This window comes from Flavobacteriaceae bacterium (assembly GCA_003443635.1).
Taxonomy (GTDB): Bacteria; Bacteroidota; Bacteroidia; order Flavobacteriales; family Flavobacteriaceae; genus AU392.
In genome coordinates this window covers 460,905-480,122 of record CP031964.1, presented here as the reverse complement: position 1 = coordinate 480,122, position 19,218 = coordinate 460,905, and the positions used below count along the sequence as shown (strand labels likewise).

The following is a 19,218-nucleotide window of genomic DNA, read 5'->3' as shown; positions in this document are numbered from 1 at the left end:
ACGCTTCGAATTATCGAAGCGTTTTTTATTTTTATACGATGACTAGTTTTATAAACGATGTATTAATATCACTTCAAAAAAAAGAAGTTGATTTTTCTCAGCTTACTTTTATATTACCAAGTAAACGCGCTGGTAATTTTTTAAAACACGAACTATCAAAATTAGTTTCTCAAACAATTTTCGCTCCAGAGATTTTGAGTATTGAGGAGTTTGTAGAAGAGTTATCTCAATTAAAACAAATTACTAATACAGAGCTTCTTTTTAAATTTTATGAAATATACCTTAAAATTACTCCAAAAGAAAATATTGAATCATTTGATACTTTTTCAAAATGGGCTCAAATAATCCTTCAAGATTTTAACGAAATAGATCGATATTTAATTCCACAAGAGCAAATTTTTGATTATTTAAATGCTATTCAAGAAACTAATCATTGGTCTCTAGAAAGTAATCAAACACCTCTTATTAAAAACTATTTACTGTTTTGGAAGCAGCTTAAGCAATATTATAAAAATTTAAGTGATGTATTAATAACTACTGGAATTGGATATCAAGGTTTAATTTATAGAGAAAGTGTTGAAAACTTAGAGAATTATATTCAAGCAAACTCAAGAAAACAACACATTTTTATTGGTTTTAATGCGTTAAATACTGCTGAATCCACCATCATACAGGAGTTACTTCACAATCAGTTAGCAGAAATTTACTGGGATACAGATATTACTTTTTTTAATGCTAAAAATCACGATGCAAGCTTATTCTTAAAACAACATAAAGTTAATTGGAAATACTTTTACAATAACCCTTTTAATTGGCTTGCAGATAACTACTCTAAAGAAAAAAATATTTCGGTAGTAGGAGTTCCAAAAAATATAGGGCAAGCAAAATATATAGGTAATATTTTAGAGGGTTTTAAAAAAGTAAATCCTACACTAAATAATACAGCTATAGTTTTAAGTGACGAAAATTTACTAATTCCTGTTTTAAACTCTATACCCAATAGTATAGATGCTCTAAATATTACTATGGGATTTCCATTAAAATCTATCCCTTTAGCATCATTATTTGAGCAGTTATTTCAGTTGCAAATGCATCATACAGATTCATTATATTATAAAGATGTTATTGCTATTATTTCACATCCTTTTGTTAGACCTTTATACTTAGCTGAAGGTGAAGATAATGCCGAAAAAATAATCGACAGTATTCGTACAAATAACTTCTTATTTATTTCTACAGATAAATTAAAGGAGTTATCTAAAGAGAATTTAGTAATTACTTCACTTCTATTTAATACTTGGAAAAATGACTCTAATATAACGTTACAACAATGCTTAAAGTTAATGGTTTTAATGAAAGAGCGCTTAGATCTAGATAAGGATAAAAACCTCCTTAGCTTAGAGTATCTCTATCGTTTTAACGAAGTATTTAACATGCTCAACACGTTAAATGTCACTTATAAATATGCTACAAATATTAGAGCAATTTATACTATATATAAAGAGCTTTTAAGCTCAGAAACTTTAGATTTTCAAGGTAAACCTTTACAAGGTCTTCAAATAATGGGAATGTTAGAATCTCGTGTTTTGGATTTTGAAACTGTTATTATTTCATCGGTAAACGAAGGTATTCTTCCTTCTGGAAAAAGCAATAATTCATTTATTCCTTTTGATGTAAAACTCGAAAATGGATTGCCAACTTACAAAGAAAAAGATGCGGTTTATACTTATCATTTTTACAGATTAATTCAACGCGCTAAAAATGTATACGTTTTATACAATACAGAACCCGACGTCTTAAACGGTAATGAAAAAAGCAGGTTTATAACGCAATTAGAAATTGAAGGCATTCACAAGTTAAATCAAACTATTATTACTCCAAAAACTCCTCAAATTAAAAAGTTCAGTGAGGTGATTTTAAAAAATGAATCCGTTTTAAAAAAAATTAGATCATTAGCCTTAAAAGGGTTTTCTCCATCTTCTTTATCTAATTATATTCGAAATCCTATAGATTTTTATTATCAAAAGATATTAGGTATTCGTGAAGAGGAAACTGTAGAAGAAGTTGTAGCTGCAAATACATTAGGAACTGTTATACACAATACATTAGAAGATTTTTATAAACCTATTGAAGGCCATTTTTTAACTATAGACCATTTAGATGCTATGCATTTAAATATAAACAAAATGGTAACACATCATTTTAAAACCATTTATAAAGAAGGTACTTTAACCCAAGGTAAGAATTTAATCATTTTTGAAATTGCCAAACGTTATATCTCTAACTTTTTAAATACAGAGAGAGATCACATTAAAAAAGGGAATACAATTAAAATTATTGAAATTGAAACCGATTTACAAATTCCTATTTCTATTCCTGAATTAAATTTCCCTATAACTGTAAATGGAAAAGTAGATCGAGTAGATGAGTTTAATGGTAAGCTTCGTATTATTGATTATAAATCAGGGAAAGTAGAACAAGGTAAAGTTGAAATTGTTAATTGGGAAGACATCACAACTGATTACGACAAATACAGCAAGAGTTTTCAAATATTAATGTATGCATTTATGATGCATAAACGAAAGTCGTTAAATTTTCCTATTGAAGTAGGGATCATTTCATTTAAAAATTTAAATGCTGGGTTTTTAAAATTTGCAAAAAAAGACAGACTTGGAGCCCATGCTAAAAAAGATTTTAATATTACATCAGAAACTCTTGATGCATTTTATAATGAATTAAAAGCACTAATTATAGAAATTTGTAATCCTAATATTGATTTTATAGAAAAAGAGTTATGATTATTCTTAAAAACAATGTCTTAAAAAGAACTGGCAAAAAACCCATATCATGGGATGCTTTTTATAAAACTTCTGAAAAGAAAAAACCTTTGGTTATTTTTTGTCATGGCTATAAAGGGTTTAAAGATTGGGGCGCTTGGGATTTGGTTGCTAAAGCTTTTGCAGAAGCGGGGTTTGTATTTATAAAATTTAACTTTTCTCATAACGGAGGTACTATAGAGCAACCTATTGATTTTCCCGATTTAGATGCCTTTGCTACTAATAATTATTCTTTAGAGTTAGATGACTTAAACGATATTATTAATTATTCTCTATCTGATACTATCTCTATAAATTCTGAAATTAACCCAATTAACGTTACTTTAATGGGTCATTCACGTGGTGGAGGTATTGTAGCAATAAAAGCAGAAGAAGATCCTCGAGTTACTAATTTAATTACTTGGGCATCTGTTTGCGATTATGGAAGCAGGTTTATTAAAGGTAATGCTTTAAAACAATGGCAAAACGATGGTGTTTTTTATGTTATCAATGGCCGTACTAAACAACAAATGCCACATTACTATCAGTTTTTCGAAAATTTTAAAACTAATGAAAAACGATTAACTATTAAACGAGCGATAAAGCAATTAACTATTCCTCATCTTATTATTCACGGTACAAATGATATAGCTGTTTCTCATAAAGAGGCAGAAGCATTACATTTATGGAATCTTAATAGTGAATTATTTATTATTGAAAATGCAAATCATGTTTTTGGTGCTTCACATCCTTGGAAAGAAAATAATTTGCCAAAAGACTTGCTAAAAGTTGTAAATAAGAGTCTTCAGTTTTTAATAAGATGAAATTCACACAAGAAAAAGATTAGGATTACATTTATTTCTATAATAATATTAGCATTAGTTTCAATAGGGATTTTTTATTATAGAATATCTGTTGGGTTTGGAGAAGCTTCAGTTGAAACAATTAAGGCTGTAGAGAATATCAATTCAGATTTGAAAGAAAAAAATATAAACCCTTTAGATTCTATACAGAAAATAATAACAGAAAGTAGAGATTCTTTAAATAATAAAACAGATTAGTTAATAAACAATATCATCCAAGCAATCAAGCAGTCTTAACGGGCTGCTTGTTTTGTGTAATATATAGTGGAAAGTTTTCTTTGGTTCTTTACTCATACATATTTATTTGATATATAGGAATTCGTGAATCTCCTTCGTGGATTTCATTTTAAAAAGAAAGAACATTCCCTTTTTTTGCAAATACTACTATCTTAAAAACTATTTAAGCCCTCTTAATACTAAAACTGGTATAGAGCTGTGAAATTGCTTTTTTAGGATGGTATTTTTCTCCCATTTTTTGGTAAAAAATCCTCGCTTACGACGTACCACACAAAGCATGTCTGGAGCGTTAGATTGGTAATGCTCTAAAACTCCTTGAAATGTTGTAGCGTTTTCTGTTTTTGTAGTATCTGTAATTATTCCTGATAGTTCTGTGTTAATTTCAAAATCACCTTCTTTATGGTATGGCGTTTTTACTAATAATAGATTTACTGTAGCTTCAAAATGTGCTTTTAATACTTGTAATGGGTTTAAAACCCCCGTTTTTTTAATGATGGCAGATTTTACAGCCATTAAAATTTTATTAACCGGTTTAAACGTATAATTATCAGGGACGATTAATGCAGGTATATTGGTTTTTTTAATAATTCTTCCTGATGTTTTCCCCAAAAACACTTCATCTTTTATAGACGTTGTTCTTGGTTCGATTAAAATTAAATCAATATCTGCTTTCTTTGCGGCTAACTCTAAAGTATCTACCAAACTGCCTTTTATGGTTCTGGGGATAATTGTTACGTTTTTGGTATCTACCTTTTCTATAAGTTCATTTAAATAAACTTGACCTTCACGTTCTAAAATATCGTCTACTTTAATCATCGTACCTGCTTTGGCATAAACATTATATACTTGTACTAAATATAATGTAGCGCCAAAAGATGCCGCAAAATCAATAGCATACTGCAAATGGCTTAGTACATTTTTAGAATTACCAATAGGAACTAAAATATTCTTCATAATCAAAGATTTAAAAACTAACTTTACGCGAAATTTTTTACAAAAATAAACATTAAAAATGATTCGTAAAGCGACTCTTAAAGATATTGATTCGATTTTAAAAATAACTCAAGATTGTGCTCAATTCTTAATTAGTAAAGGTATTTATCAGTGGAATGATATATATCCAAGTCGTAAAGCTTTTGAGAATGACATTAATAGAGATGAGCTTTATCTTTTGGAACATCAGAACGCTATTATAGGTTGTGTGGTAATTTCAACTTACGTTGACGAAGAGTACCGCCCTGTAAAATGGTTAACTCCTAACAATAATAATGTTTATATCCATCGTTTAGCTGTGCATCCAAACTACCAAAAACAAGGTTTTGCTCAGCAACTCATGACTTTTGCAGAGCAATATGCTAAAACTAACAATTATACTTCTGTACGCCTCGATACTTTTTCTCAAAATAAAAGCAATCAGAAATTTTATGAACAACGAGGTTACCAACGTTTAGAGATTATTCATTATCCTAAGCAAAGTGAGCACGACTTTTATTGCTACGAATACGTCTTTTGAATATTAGCTTAAAACATATTAATAAGTTAGCGATTCCTGCATTAATTTCTGGAGTGTCGGAGCCTGTTTTATCATTAACAGATGCAGCTATTGTTGGAAATGTTGAGCTTAATGCTACAGAGTCTTTAGCAGCTGTAGGGATTGTCACTACTTTTTTGTCGATGCTTATTTGGGTGCTCGGGCAAACACGAAGTGCCATATCTTCAATCGTTTCACAATATGTAGGTGCCGAAAAAATAGATGAAGTTAAAAACCTTCCTGCTCAAGCTATTTTAATTGTAACTTCAATAAGTATCCTTATTATAATTGGTACTTATCCGTTTGCAGAGCCTATTTTTAAACTCTACAACGCTACTGACCTTATTTTAGATTATAGTGTAGATTATTATAAAATACGTGTGTTTGGTTTCCCGTTTACCCTTTTTACTATTGCAGTTTTTGGCACTTTTAGAGGTTTACAAAATACATATTACCCTATGTTAATTGCTATTATTGGTACGGTTGCAAATATTGTTTTAGATTTTATTTTAGTGTATGGTATTGATGGTTACATTGCTCCAATGCACATTCAGGGAGCTGCTTATGCTAGTGTAGTAGCACAATTATTAATGGCATTATTCTCGGTGTATTATTTACTTAAAAAAACATCTATCCCGCTTAGACTTAGCTTCCCGTTTAATAAAGAAATCAATAATTTCTTATTAATGATAGCAAATTTGTTTGTACGTACTGTTGCACTTAATGTCACATTATATTTTGGAAGTTCTTTTGCCACGAGTTATGGAAAAGAATATATTGCAGCTTATACTATCGCTATTAATTTATGGTTTTTAGGAGCTTTTATTATTGATGGTTATGCCAGTGCAGGCAATATTATTTCAGGAAAATTACTAGGTAGCAAGCAGTATAAAACATTGCTGCAATTAAGCAATCAACTCATTAGGTATGGTATTGTTATCGGAATTATTCTAGCTATTGTTGGAAGTATACTTTATTACCCTCTCGGAATTATTTTTAGCAAAGATCCAGAGGTTTTAAAGCAATTTTATAAAGTATTTTGGGTGGTTTTAATAATGCAACCCTTTTGTGCTATTGCTTTTATTTTTGATGGCATTTTTAAGGGTCTTGGTAAAACTCATTATTTACGTAATATTTTACTGTTTTCAACCTTTATTGTTTTTATACCGTTTTTATTACTTTTAGATAGTTTTGGCTATAAGCTTTATGCCATTTTTGTTTCTCTTATTATTTGGATTATTGCCAGAGGCATTCCCCTAATTGTAATATTTAGAAAAATATTTATCCCTCTTTCTCAAAAAACTTAACTTTGAAAAAAACAAAATATAATGGATATTCTTAATTTTTTAGGCGGTAATGGTCTCTTTCTCATTTTAGGAATTGTTTTAATCGTTGTTTATTTTATCAATAAACGAAAAAGAAGATAGTATCTTTGCATTACAAAAGTTAAGCAATGAGCAACATTCGTATTACAAAACAATTCTCTTTCGAAACCGGTCATGCTCTTTATGGTTATGACGGTAAATGTAAAAATGTACATGGTCATAGTTATAAACTAGCAGTAACAGTTATCGGACAACCTATTGCCGATACTTCTAATGTAAAATACGGGATGGTAATCGATTTTACCGATCTAAAACTTATTGTTAAAGAAGAGATTGTCGATATTTTTGATCATGCTACAGTATTTAATAAAAATACCCCTCACGTAGAGCTAGCTCGCGAACTTGAGCGACGAGGACACAATGTTTTATTAGTAAATTACCAACCTACCAGCGAATGTATGGTTATTGATTTCGCAAAAAAAATAAAGGCTCGTTTACCAGAAGGTATTAAGCTTCACTCTATAAAACTACAAGAAACAGATACTTCTTTTGCAGAGTGGTTTGCGTCAGATAATAATTAAGTTAGATTCTGTAAATTACTTCTATCATAAACAGAAGGCTTTAACAATCACTTAATCTCAAGCGTAAAAACCAATACTGCAAAAAAATAAAAAAGATTCCTGTCTTCGTGGGAATTATGACTTTCTTTATATTTACAAATGCAAATTCCCGAAGGAAAAAAAGTTTATTTCTCCTCAGATAATCATCTAGGAGCACCAACAGCAGCAGAAAGTAGACCTCGTGAACAAAAATTTGTTGCTTGGTTAGATACCATAAAATATGATGCAGCCGCAATTTTCCTTTTAGGCGATCTATTCGATTTTTGGTTTGAATATAAGACCGTGGTTCCTAAAGGATTTACACGAACTTTGGGAAAACTAGCAGAAATTTCAGATTCAGGAATTCCTATTTACTTTTTTGTTGGGAATCACGACCTATGGATGAATGATTATTTTGAAAAAGAACTAAACATCCCTGTATATCACAACCCTCAAGAGTTCACTTTTAATGACAAAACTTTTTTTATTGGTCATGGCGATGGTTTAGGCCCTGGAGATAAAGGTTATAAGCGCATGAAAAAAGTATTTACTAACTCGTTTAGCAAGTGGTTATTTAGATGGTTACATCCCGATCTAGGTGTTAAGTTAGGACAATATTTATCTGTTAAAAACAAGCTTATTTCTGGTGATGAAGACATTACTTTTTTAGGGGAAGAAAAAGAGTGGCTAGTAAAGTATTGTAAAAGGAAATTACAAGAAAAGCATCGTGATCACTTTGTATTTGGACATCGCCATTTACCATTAGAGATTCAATTAGAACAGGATTCGAAATACACAAATCTCGGTGATTGGATTACACATTATACTTATGCCGAATTTAACGGTAAAACACTCGAGCTTAAAGAATATAAATAGTTATTTATTATGATTTATTCGCAATTTCGATCAGAACAAAAATCTTTTCAATCTTCTCAAGGCGAATTAAAATACATAGATAAAGGAGAAGGGGAAGTTATTGTATTATTACACGGTATACCAACCTCATCATGGCTTTATCGTAAAATGATAAATGGATTGGCGCAAACACATCGTGTAATTGCTCCAGATATGCTGGGATTTGGAGCCAGTGCATCACCCAGTGGGTATGAAGTTTATGAGCCTTCACAACATGCCAATCGTTTATTAGAGTTAATGAATGGTTTAAATATTGAATCTTGGAATCATGTATTTCATGATGCTGGTGGTTTATGGACCTGGGAGCTTTTAAAAGAAAATGCACATCGTGTAAAACGATTAATTATATTAAATACTATTATTTATGATGCAGGTTTTAATCCTCCTATTCGTTTAGAAAAAGGGTTTTTAACACGCTTTATTATGGCTTTATATAGCAATGGAATTTCTACTAATGCAATGCTAAAAGGGCTTTTTAATAGTGGCTTATTACATAATAATTTATCTAAAGCAGCTCTACGAGGATACAGAAAACCCTTATTAGAAGGAAAAACAAAAGCGATGTATCAATTTTTTTCAAGTACATGTTTTGATCTTCCTAATTATGAAGCTGTGGTTAAGAATTTAAAAATGCCAAAACTTCTTATTTGGGGAAAATACGATAGCTTTTTAGTGCTTGATAAAATGAAAGATAGTGTAGTTTCTGATTTAAATTTACAAGAAGAGTATATTCATCTTTTAGAAGCAAAACATTTTATTCAAGAAGAGCAGCCAGATAAAATTAACACATTGATTTTAAAATTTTTAACCAACTAAAATTATTCTTTTTCATGTTCCTCAATATCTTTTCTTAAATCTAATTCTCGTAACGAATTATTTTTAAAATTTATTACAGCAACAATAATAAGTGTTACTGTACCACCAAGAATAACTGCTAATGGTGCACCAAAAATCTTAGCAGCTATACCGCTTTCTAGAGCACCAAGCTCATTAGAAGATCCTACAAACATAGAGTTTACTGCTCCAACTCGCCCTCGCATAGTATCTGGCGTTTTAAGTTGAAGAATAGTTTGGCGAATAACCATAGAAACCCCATCAAAAACTCCAGAAAAGAATAATGCCAAAACACTCAGCCATAAAAGCTTTGAAGCGCCAAAGATTATCATACAGATACCGAATCCAAAAACTGAAACGAGTAATTTTCTTCCTGTATTTTTAGTAATAGGTATATAGGTTGTCGCTAACATGGTAATAATACTTCCAGAAGAAAGTGCAGCATTTAATATCCCAAATCCTTTTGGTCCAGCATCTAAAATATCTTTTGCAAATACTGCAAAAATTGCAACTGCACCACCAAATAAAACTGCAATCATATCTAAAGTAAGTGCTCCCAAAATAACTTTATCATTAAATACAAACTTAATTCCTGCTTTTAAGCTTTCCTTCACCGATTCGTTAGTTTCTTTATTTAAAACGGGCTTCTTATTTATTTGAAAAACCAATAGCAATGCGACCATCACTAATAAAAATATTATACCAAGTGTATAATGTACATCTATCCATGCAATAAAAAATCCACCACACAAGGCTCCAAAAACATTGGCTCCTTTCCACGTACTACTACTCCATGTAGCTGCATTAGGATATACTTTTTTAGGAACAAGAAGTGCAATAAGCGAAAAAATCGTTGGACCAAAAAATGCTCTCAAAACACCTCCAAAAAATACCAATCCATATATTCCATATAAAATAGCATTTGTGCTCCAAGAGGATTCAATCGTTTCTGAAGTTAACCAGAATAACCCAAAGCTTATTAAAGAGAAGAGTGCAATGCAAAGTGTAAACAAGTTTCGTTTTTCTTTTTTATCAACAATATGTCCTGCAAAAGGTGCGAGAAAAAAAGCAGGTAAAAATTCACATAACCCAATAATTCCCAAAGATAATGGATCTTTGGTCAAAGCATAAACTTGCCATTCGATAACTACAAATTGCATAGACCATCCAAATACCAAAGCAAAGCGTACTAATAAAAATATATTGAATTCTCTAATTCGCAAAGCTGCGTAAGGATCATTTTTAGCCATAATTATTTAATATCTCTCAATTTTAATTGTAAGCTTACTTTTCCATTCCAATAATTTTCATCTATAGAATAAACTGCTTTAAATGGTTTTTGATTTTGAATAAGGTTAAACTTGTTCCCTAAATTAAAACCTATACCTGTAATTTTTGAATTTCCATGTTGCGTCATTGTTGCTCGAATATGTTTATCGTCTTCACCTACACATTTTCCATAACCCGTATCTTTAAGCTGCTGTGACATAAATACTGGAGTCATATTCTGAGGGCCGAAAGGAGCTAGTTGTTTTAATATTCTGTAAAACTTTGGTGTAATATCTTCTAAATTAATCTCAGTATCAACAGTAATTTCTGGAGTTAATAAAGCTTTATCTATCATTTGAGAAACCACTTGTTCAAACTTAGTTTTAAAACTTTTGTACTGTTCTTCTTTAAGTGTTAACCCAGCAGCATATTTATGGCCTCCAAATTGTTCGATATGCTCTTTACATGCTTCTAAAGCATTATATACATCGAAGCCTTTTACCGAACGTGCAGAAGCTGCTAGCTTATCTCCACTTTTAGTAAATACTAAGGTTGGTCTATAATACGTTTCGGTAAGCCTTGATGCCACAATACCCACAACACCTTTATGCCAGGTTTCGTCATAAACTACTGTAGTAAACCCTTCTTGTTCGTTATTATTTTCTATTTGCTTAAGAGCTTCTTCTGTAATACGTTTATCGGCTTCACGTCTTTCGGTATTAAAATCATTGATTTCTATAGCATATTCTGCAGCTAAATTATAATCTGTTTCAGTAAGTAAGGTTACAGCATAGTTACCATGCTTCATTCTCCCTGCTGCATTAATACGTGGCGCAACAATAAATACGACATCTGTAATTGTGAAGTTCTTTTTTTTAACCTGTTCTAAAATAACTTGTATTCCTGCTCTTGGAGTAGTATTAATAACTTGAAGTCCGTAATACGCTAAAATGCGATTTTCTCCAGTAATAGGAACAATATCTGCACCTATAGCAGTTGCTACTAAATCCAGATATTTAGTTAAATCATTAACCGTTTTTCCTTCTCTGGAAGCTAGTGCCTGAATTAATTTAAAACCTACACCACAACCACATAACTCTTTATACGGGTATTCACAGTCGTCTCGTTTAGGATCTAAAATAGCTATTGCATTAGGAAGTTTATCTCCAGGTCTGTGGTGGTCACAAATAATAAAATCAATGCCTTTTTCTTTTGCATAGGCTACTTTATCTATAGCTTTTACTCCACAATCTAAAGCAATAATTAGTGTAAACTCATTATCATGGGCAAAATCTATCCCTTTATAAGATATGCCATACCCTTCATCATAACGATCAGGGATATACGTTGTGATTTTATCTTGTTTTGTTTTTAAATAAGATGACATTAAAGCTACTGAAGTAGTACCATCTACATCATAATCACCATACACCATTATTTGTTCTCCAACGGATAATGCTTGCTCAATTCGAGTAACAGCATTTTCCATATCCTTCATTAAAAACGGATCGTGTAAATCTGCTAATGAAGGTCTGAAAAATTGTTTTGCCTGATCGTAAGTTTCAATACCACGCTGAATAAGGAGTGATGCTGTAATAGCATCAACTTGAAGTGCTTTTTGTAGCACTTCAATTTTTTCGAGTGCTGGTTTAGGTTTTAGCGTCCATCGCATAGGTGGTATTTTTAGAAATAAATTCTAAATTAAAACCCTTAAATTACAAAAACCAAAGGGTGTTATTATGGTGTAATAATTTATTTATTATGAAGGTGAATTGCGGTTTCTACTTTTGCAAACTGACGAAACATTTCCATCACGCCACAATACTTTTCGACCGACAAATCAACTGCTTTGTTAATTTTAGATTGATTTAAATCTGTGCCATAAAAATGATAATCTACAGTTACTGAATGATAAAAACGAGGGTGTTCGTCTGTTAATGTGCCCTGAACTTCCATTTTAAAATCATCAAGATCTACCTTCATCTTTTTTAGAACAGATACCACATCTAATCCTGAGCAACCTGCTAAAGATGATAACATCATCGCTTTAGGGCCTAAGCCTTCATTATGTCCTCCATTATCTGGTGAAGCATCCATCATTACTTTATGCTCTCCTTCTCTTGGGTTATCAGATTCGAATAGCATATTACCCTTCCATTCTACAGTGACTTTATCTGCCATAATTAAAGTTTTTTTGTTGAATATTTTAATTGAAATGTTATCTTGTTGGCATCAAAAATACTATTTATAAACTTAAAAATAAATTAAAATGGCATTAGTAACTCCACTATCTGCAGATCACGATTTAGAAACCAAAGAATTGGCAGAATTCTTTAACGAAACACTTGGGTTTTGTCCAAATTCTGTATTGACAATGCAACGTCGTCCAGCCATTAGTAAAGCATTTATTAATTTAAATAAAGCTGTAATGGCTAATGAAGGTCGTGTTACTTCGGCTTTAAAACGAATGATTGCTTGGGTAAGTAGTAACTCAACAGGGTGTCGTTACTGCCAAGCACACGCTATTCGTGCTGCCGAGCGTTATGGTGCAGAACAAGAACAATTAGATAATATTTGGGAATATCGTACACATCCTGCATTTTCTGAAGCTGAACGTGCTGCTTTAGATTTCTCTTTACAAGCATCTATGGTGCCAAATGCTGTTGACGCAGAAATTAAAGAACGTTTATATAAATATTGGGATGAAGGTGAGATTGTAGAAATGCTTGGAGTAATTTCTTTATTTGGATATTTAAATCGTTGGAATGATAGTATGGGTACTTCTATTGAAGAAGGCGCGGTAGAAAGCGGAAACCAATTTCTTGGAAAACACGGTTTTGAGGTTGGTAAACACGATGGGTCTCAATATTAAGTTTTAGAGAATTTCTTTTTAAACATAGATTAAAACCTCATCATTTCTGATGAGGTTTTTTATATCAATTCTTTTACTCTCTTCTGTAACTCAGGTAATACCTCAACATCAAACCATGGGTTTTTCGTTAACCAAAAACGATTTCTAGGCGATGGGTGTGGTAAAGGTAAATATCTAGGTAAATACTCTTTATAATTAGCAACAGTTTCTGTTAATGTGCGCTTAGCGTCTTTTTTTAAATAGTAATTTTGTGCATACATTCCTATTAAAAGTACCAATTCAACATTAGGCATTTTATCCAATAATTGTTGGTGCCATTGTGGAGCACATTCAGGTCGTGGAGGTAAATCTCCTGTTTTTCCCTTTCCTGGGTAACAAAACCCCATAGGTACAATAGCAAATTTTGTTGCATCATAAAATTCTTCATCAGTAACGCCCAACCATTTTCTTAATTGTCGCCCACTAGGGTCATCCCAAGGAATTCCAGAAGCATGCACTTTTGTTCCTGGTGCTTGCCCAATAATAATAATTTTAGAGTCTGGATGCGCTTCTGCTACAGGCCGTGGGCCAAGAGGTAAATGGTCTTTACAAATATCGCAATGCTTTATTTTATTGAGCAAATCTTCCATTTATCTTCTTTTTAAAGCATTTCCTTCAAATAATAAGCCTTCAAATCCAGTTTTCATAAAGTTTCTTATATTTTGATGCCCTTCGCCATTAGGGTCATTAATTACTTCATCAAAATAAAATTGCCCAAAACATGCTAAAGTTTCCTCTTTTGTAAACTCTTGTATTTTTGCGAAAGTTAATAATTTACAAGACCCTAGATTTTGATCACTATTATTATATAATTCTCCATTTTTGAATGCTGTTGGTGTAAAATTATAATTTGTTTCAACAACATTCATTGTATCAGAAAACTGTATTGTTTCTGGTGTATTTTTTAATTTGGTTTTAAAATCTTCTATTGTCATTTTATTTATTTTTTCCGGCAACTACAACTACTATTTCTCCTTTTGGAGGTTTATTGGTATAATGCTCTAATACTTCTTTTGCTGTGCCTCTAACAGTTTCTTCATATAATTTTGTAAGTTCGCGAGACACAGACACTTGTCGATTTTCTCCAAAATATTCGCAAAAATGTGTTAGTGTTTTTATTAACTTATGTGGGGATTCGTAAAAAATAATAGTCCGCAATTCTTCTGCTAAAAACTTTAATCGTGTTTGTCTCCCTTTTTTAACAGGTAAAAACCCTTCAAATACAAATTTGTCATTTGGTAATCCTGAATTTACTAAAGCTGGAACAAACGCTGTAGCTCCAGGAAGGCAATCTACTTCTATATCATTTTCTATACAAGCACGTGTAAGCAAAAACCCAGGATCAGAAATTGCAGGTGTCCCAGCATCACTTATAAGTGCTATCGAAATCCCGCTTTTTAATTTTTGAACCAAAACTTCTACTGTTTTATGCTCGTTATGCATATGATGTGACTGTGAAGGGGTATTAATCTCGAAGTTTTTTAAAAGTTTTCCAGATGTACGAGTATCTTCTGCCAAGATTAAATCTACAGATTTTAACACTTCAATAGCTCGAAATGTAATATCTTTTAAGTTCCCTATAGGTGTGGGTACAATATAAAGTTTGCTCATTTACTGGCAGAACATTTAATCAAATTTACTTTCTACAATTTCCATAAATCGATCTTCGTACTCTTCTTTTCCTTCCCAATGATTATAATCTGGTTTTACAATTTCTTGAATTAAATTTGAAGCTTCTGTAAATGTGCTCGATGTGTTTATTTGAGATACAACACGATCATAATCTTCAGCATTGCCATCAAAAAGATGTTTAATAAAAGCCAGTTTATCATTTAATCCAATCGCTAAGCTTTTTCCTTTAAGTTTATCATTTAATGATTTTTTAGAATCATTATTTTTAGATACAGGTTCAAAAACTGGAATGTCTTTAAAGTCTGCTGTAATTTCTTCAAAATCATTTTTATGAAACTCTACCTGAGGAGACATCGATTCTATTAATCGATCTACTTGTTGTGTTTCTTGAGGCATTTGTGCTACCATATCTTTGATCTTCTCCATTACAGGCTCCATGATATCATCATCTTCAACATCGTCAAGGTTTACATATATTTTGTCTTCAATTTCAATATTATCGCTAACTTTATTATTAAAAGCCTGATCCAACATTCCAAAAAATGAAGAGTCATTTCCAATAGTTGGAATATCATCTTCAAAATTTTCATGTGCGAACTTTAAAACAGATAGTTTTTCATGCAATGCAGTTACTTCAGCATACATTTTAATAACATCTTCCTTTCCTTTTAGCTTAAGAATCCTATGGGCTATACTTATTAACTCTGATTCTAGTTTCTTTTTCATCTTTTCAGTTTTATTATCTTCTATCTGTAAAATGTAATTTTTTATTAAAAAGTTTATTTAAAAAACCTCTTACTTATTACAACTTATCTCTTAGTTTAAAATTTTTATATTAGTCGTTTTAGGTTTTTGATTTTTAATAAATTTACGTCACCTTTATACAAACGAAAAATACCTATATTTTAGTGTTAAAATTACAAAATGTTTCTTGAAAAAACAGTAAATCATAAAGAACAATTTGGTTGGATCGAAGTTATTTGTGGTTCGATGTTTTCTGGAAAGACAGAAGAATTGATTCGCAGACTTAAGCGTGCACAGTTTGCCAGACAAAAAGTAGAGATTTTTAAACCTACTGTTGATGTACGTTATGATAGTGAAAAAGTTATTTCACACGATGAAAACGAAATTCGTTCAACTCCTGTTCCAGCAGCAGCTAATATCCCTATTTTAGCCGACAATTGCGATGTGGTTGGTATTGATGAAGCACAATTTTTTGATGATGAGATCGTACGTGTTTGTAACGATTTAGCAAATAAGGGTATCCGTGTTATTGTTGCTGGACTAGATATGGATTTTAAAGGTAACCCTTTTGGCCCTATGCCAAATTTAATGGCAACTGCAGAATATGTAACAAAAGTACACGCAATTTGCACTCGTACAGGTAATCTTGCACAGTATAGTTACAGAAAATCTAAAAATGATAATTTAGTACTTTTGGGTGAAGTTGAAGAATATGAACCTTTAAGTAGAGCCGCTTTTTATAAAGCTATGGTACGCGATAAAGTTCGAAATATGAAAGTTAACGACCCTAAAGAAATTCCACCAAAATCAGATACTTCTAATGCCTAAAGCCCAAGAAACCGTTCTTGAGATAGATTTAAAAGCTCTAAAACATAATTTTGAGTATTTAAAATCAAAACTCGATCATAATGTAAAATTTATGGCAGTTGTTAAAGCCTTTGGTTATGGAAGTAATGCCATTGAAATTGCAAAATATTTAGAAGAGCTTAAAGTCGATTACTTTGCCGTTGCTTATGTAAACGAAGGTATTACATTAAGAGAAGCAGGAATTATAACTCCTATTTTAATATTACATCCTCAAGCCGTAAATTTAAAGTCATTAATTAAATACTCTCTTGAGCCTAGTTTATACAATGCAAAAATTTTAAATGAATTTCTTGAAGTTGCCAATACTGAGAAGCAAAATAATTACCCTATCCACATTAAATTTAATACAGGCCTAAATCGATTAGGGTTTTGGGAAAATGATTGTAATTATTTGTTAGATAAATTAAAAGATACACTTGCAGTAAAAGTAACGTCTATCTTCTCGCATTTAGCAGCTAGTGAAGATTTAAACGAAAAAGAGTTTACTTTAACACAAATTGAAACTTATAAAAATATTGTGAATCACTGCAATAAAATATCAAATGACCAGCCTTTATTGCATATGTGTAATACTTCAGGCATTTTAAATTATCCTGAAGCTCATTTTAGTATGGTAAGAAGTGGTATTGGTTTATATGGATATGGAAACGATGAAAACGAAAGCAAAAACTTAAAACCTATAGCATCGTTAAAATCTATTATTTCTCAAATTCATCATATTGAGAAAAATGAAACCGTGGGCTATAATCGTGCTTATAAAAGTGATTCTTTTCAAAAAACTGCGACCATTCCTATTGGTCATGCAGATGGTATTAGCCGACAATTTGGAAATGAAAATGGTTATGTATTTGTTAATGGAAAACAAGCTCCAATTATAGGAAATGTTTGTATGGATATGATCATGATAAATATTACAGGTATTGATTGTGTAGAAGGAGATGAGGTTGTTTTATTTGATAAAAAACATACTGCAGAGAATTTAGCAGAAAATTTGAATACTATATCCTACGAATTGCTTACTAATGTTTCTCAACGAGTAAAACGCGTATTTTACCGATAGCTCTATATTTTAACATTTTTTTAATTAAATTGCTATCATAATCACTAACTAAAAATATTTAATCATGTTAAAAGAATTTAAAGAGTTTGCTATGAAAGGCAATCTTGTTGACATTGCTGTAGCATTTGTTATGGGTGCAGCATTTAACAAAATTGTATCTTCATTTACTGGTGGAATCGTTTCGCCTTTAATTGGTTTAGTTTTTAAATCTGATTTTAAAGATCAAAAATGGATTCTTACAGAAGGTACTGCTGATGAAGCAGGAAACATTGTTGGAGAAGTTGCTGTTCTTTGGGGAGATTTTGTTACAAATCTTATTGATTTTATTATTGTTGCATTTGTGATGTTTATGATCATAAAAGGTATTAATAAAATGAAGAAAAAAGAAGAACCTGCACCAGCACCGCCTGCAGGACCATCAGATAATGATTTACTTACTGAGATTAGAGATTTATTAAAAAAGTAAATTTTATAAAAAATATAACCAACCTTATATTTTAACAAAAAACGCTTCTTTGTTAAGAAGCGTTTTTTATGCATTTTATTAACACTTTAATATTTATTTTTGCATTAAAATAAAAATACTATGAAAGTAGCTGTTGTTGGTGCCACAGGTTTAGTAGGTACTGTAATGTTAACTATTTTAGAAGAACGCAATTTCCCTATTACAGAATTAATTCCTGTCGCTTCAGAACGAAGTATCGGTAAAGAGATTATATTTAAAAATAAATCATATAAAATTGTTGGCTTAGCAGATGCTATTAAAATGCAGCCAAATATTGCATTATTTTCTGCTGGAGGAAGCACATCTTTAGAGTGGGCTCCAAAATTTGCTGAAGCAGGAATTACTGTAGTTGATAATTCTTCGGCTTGGAGAATGGATATTAATAAACCTTTGGTTGTCCCTGAAATTAATGCTTCTCAACTTACTAAAAAAGATAAAATTATTGCTAATCCAAACTGCTCAACTATACAGATGGTATTAGCATTATCATCTTTACATAAAGAATACAAAATTAAGCGTTTGGTAATTTCTACTTACCAATCTATAACAGGTACAGGTGTTAAAGCAGTACAACAGTTAGAAAATGAGTTAGCAGGTGTTAAAGGTGAAATGGCATATCCTTATCCTATACATCAAAATGCATTGCCTCATTGTGATATATTTGAAGAGAATGGTTATACTAAAGAGGAAATGAAGCTCGTTAGGGAAACCCAAAAAATTCTTGATGATAAAACTATAGCTGTTACTGCTACAGCAGTAAGAATACCCACCGCTGGTGGACACAGTGAATCTGTGAATGTAGAGTTTGAAAATGACTTTGAATTGAGCAAAGTAAGGCAACTATTAAGTGAAACACCGGGGGTAGTTGTTCAAGATAATACAGATGTAAATGTATATCCTATGCCAATTTATGCCAATGGAAAAGACGATGTATTTGTTGGAAGGCTTCGTCGTGATGGTTCACAACCAAATACACTTAATATGTGGATTGTAAGTGATAATTTGCGTAAAGGTGCCGCAACTAATACCATACAGATTGCTGAATATTTAGTTGAAAATGATTTAGTTTAGATTGATTCTATTTCATTTATAATATTTAAAAAAAGCTCT

At 31.3% G+C, this 19,218-nt stretch carries 20 protein-coding genes; 12 read left to right on the top strand and 8 right to left on the bottom strand.

What is annotated here, in order from left to right; genetic code table 11:
• Positions 1–38 precede the first annotated feature (38 nt).
• Entirely contained in the window at positions 39–2,798 is a 2,760-nt protein-coding gene (locus D1817_02140) for a PD-(D/E)XK nuclease family protein (protein ID AXT18705.1), read from the top strand.
• Positions 2,795–3,640, top strand: coding sequence for an alpha/beta hydrolase (locus tag D1817_02135; protein AXT18704.1), 846 nt, complete (start codon positions 2,795–2,797; stop codon positions 3,638–3,640). The genes D1817_02140 and D1817_02135 overlap by 4 nt, the downstream gene beginning before the upstream one ends.
• Before the next feature lie 435 nt (positions 3,641–4,075).
• Here D1817_02135 and D1817_02130 read toward each other — a convergent pair whose 3' ends face one another.
• On the bottom strand, positions 4,076–4,870 hold the full coding sequence (locus tag D1817_02130; protein ID AXT18703.1) for a universal stress protein: 795 nt from the start codon (positions 4,868–4,870) through the stop codon (positions 4,076–4,078).
• Positions 4,871–4,928: 58 nt separating this feature from the next.
• Here D1817_02130 and D1817_02125 point away from each other — a divergent pair, with 58 nt between their 5' ends.
• The 5 genes from D1817_02125 (at position 4,929) to D1817_02105 (ending at position 9,102) form a co-directional block, all read left to right on the top strand.
• Entirely contained in the window at positions 4,929–5,429 is a 501-nt protein-coding gene (locus tag D1817_02125; GenBank protein AXT18702.1) for a GNAT family N-acetyltransferase, read from the top strand.
• Positions 5,408–6,754: an MATE family efflux transporter gene (locus D1817_02120; protein AXT18701.1), complete on the top strand. Its 1,347-nt coding sequence runs from the start codon at positions 5,408–5,410 to the stop codon at positions 6,752–6,754. The genes D1817_02125 and D1817_02120 overlap by 22 nt, the downstream gene beginning before the upstream one ends.
• 146 nt (positions 6,755–6,900) lie before the next feature.
• Complete coding sequence (locus D1817_02115) at positions 6,901–7,353, top strand: 6-carboxytetrahydropterin synthase (protein AXT18700.1); 453 nt, start codon at positions 6,901–6,903, stop codon at positions 7,351–7,353.
• 138 nt (positions 7,354–7,491) lie between these two features.
• Positions 7,492–8,247, top strand: a complete 756-nt coding sequence (locus D1817_02110; protein ID AXT18699.1) for a UDP-2,3-diacylglucosamine diphosphatase — start codon at positions 7,492–7,494, stop codon at positions 8,245–8,247.
• 9 nt (positions 8,248–8,256) lie between these two features.
• On the top strand, positions 8,257–9,102 hold the full coding sequence (locus tag D1817_02105) for an alpha/beta hydrolase (GenBank protein ID AXT18698.1): 846 nt from the start codon (positions 8,257–8,259) through the stop codon (positions 9,100–9,102).
• A gap of 2 nt (positions 9,103–9,104) precedes the next feature.
• On the opposite strand, the gene D1817_02100 is transcribed toward D1817_02105, so the two are convergent.
• The 3 genes from D1817_02100 to D1817_02090 form a co-directional block, all read right to left on the bottom strand.
• On the bottom strand, positions 9,105–10,370 hold the full coding sequence (locus tag D1817_02100; GenBank protein AXT18697.1) for an MFS transporter: 1,266 nt from the start codon (positions 10,368–10,370) through the stop codon (positions 9,105–9,107).
• Between the two features lie 2 nt (positions 10,371–10,372).
• Positions 10,373–12,061, bottom strand: a complete 1,689-nt coding sequence (gene recJ / locus D1817_02095; GenBank protein AXT18696.1) for a single-stranded-DNA-specific exonuclease RecJ — start codon at positions 12,059–12,061, stop codon at positions 10,373–10,375.
• Between the two features lie 80 nt (positions 12,062–12,141).
• On the bottom strand, positions 12,142–12,570 hold the full coding sequence (locus tag D1817_02090) for an OsmC family peroxiredoxin (protein ID AXT18695.1): 429 nt from the start codon (positions 12,568–12,570) through the stop codon (positions 12,142–12,144).
• 88 nt (positions 12,571–12,658) lie between these two features.
• Here D1817_02090 and D1817_02085 point away from each other — a divergent pair, with 88 nt between their 5' ends.
• Positions 12,659–13,261, top strand: a complete 603-nt coding sequence (locus D1817_02085; protein AXT18694.1) for a carboxymuconolactone decarboxylase family protein — start codon at positions 12,659–12,661, stop codon at positions 13,259–13,261.
• 59 nt (positions 13,262–13,320) lie between these two features.
• Here D1817_02085 and D1817_02080 read toward each other — a convergent pair whose 3' ends face one another.
• From D1817_02080 to D1817_02065, 4 genes are read right to left on the bottom strand one after another with little or no spacing between them, the layout of a single operon-like run.
• Complete coding sequence (locus D1817_02080; protein AXT18693.1) at positions 13,321–13,890, bottom strand: uracil-DNA glycosylase family protein; 570 nt, start codon at positions 13,888–13,890, stop codon at positions 13,321–13,323.
• On the bottom strand, positions 13,891–14,235 hold the full coding sequence (locus tag D1817_02075; GenBank protein AXT18692.1) for a type III effector: 345 nt from the start codon (positions 14,233–14,235) through the stop codon (positions 13,891–13,893).
• A gap of 1 nt (position 14,236) precedes the next feature.
• Positions 14,237–14,911 (bottom strand): 16S rRNA (cytidine(1402)-2'-O)-methyltransferase, encoded by a 675-nt coding sequence (gene rsmI, locus D1817_02070; protein ID AXT18691.1) that lies wholly within the window; start codon positions 14,909–14,911, stop codon positions 14,237–14,239.
• Between the two features lie 15 nt (positions 14,912–14,926).
• A complete protein-coding gene (locus D1817_02065; protein AXT18690.1) occupies positions 14,927–15,658 on the bottom strand; it encodes a hypothetical protein in 732 nt (243 codons plus the stop codon).
• A gap of 198 nt (positions 15,659–15,856) precedes the next feature.
• Between D1817_02065 and D1817_02060 the strand changes: the two genes are divergently transcribed.
• From D1817_02060 to D1817_02045, 4 genes are all read left to right on the top strand, one after another.
• Positions 15,857–16,504: a thymidine kinase gene (locus D1817_02060; protein AXT18689.1), complete on the top strand. Its 648-nt coding sequence runs from the start codon at positions 15,857–15,859 to the stop codon at positions 16,502–16,504.
• Positions 16,497–17,603, top strand: coding sequence for an alanine racemase (gene alr / locus D1817_02055; GenBank protein ID AXT18688.1), 1,107 nt, complete (start codon positions 16,497–16,499; stop codon positions 17,601–17,603). Before D1817_02060 ends, alr begins: the two co-directional genes overlap by 8 nt.
• Before the next feature lie 64 nt (positions 17,604–17,667).
• Positions 17,668–18,069 carry a large-conductance mechanosensitive channel protein MscL gene (gene mscL / locus D1817_02050; GenBank protein ID AXT18687.1) on the top strand — a complete coding sequence of 134 codons (402 nt, stop codon included), beginning with the start codon at positions 17,668–17,670 and terminating at the stop codon, positions 18,067–18,069.
• A gap of 120 nt (positions 18,070–18,189) precedes the next feature.
• Positions 18,190–19,179, top strand: a complete 990-nt coding sequence (locus D1817_02045; GenBank protein ID AXT18686.1) for an aspartate-semialdehyde dehydrogenase — start codon at positions 18,190–18,192, stop codon at positions 19,177–19,179.
• Positions 19,180–19,218: the final 39 nt, after the last annotated feature.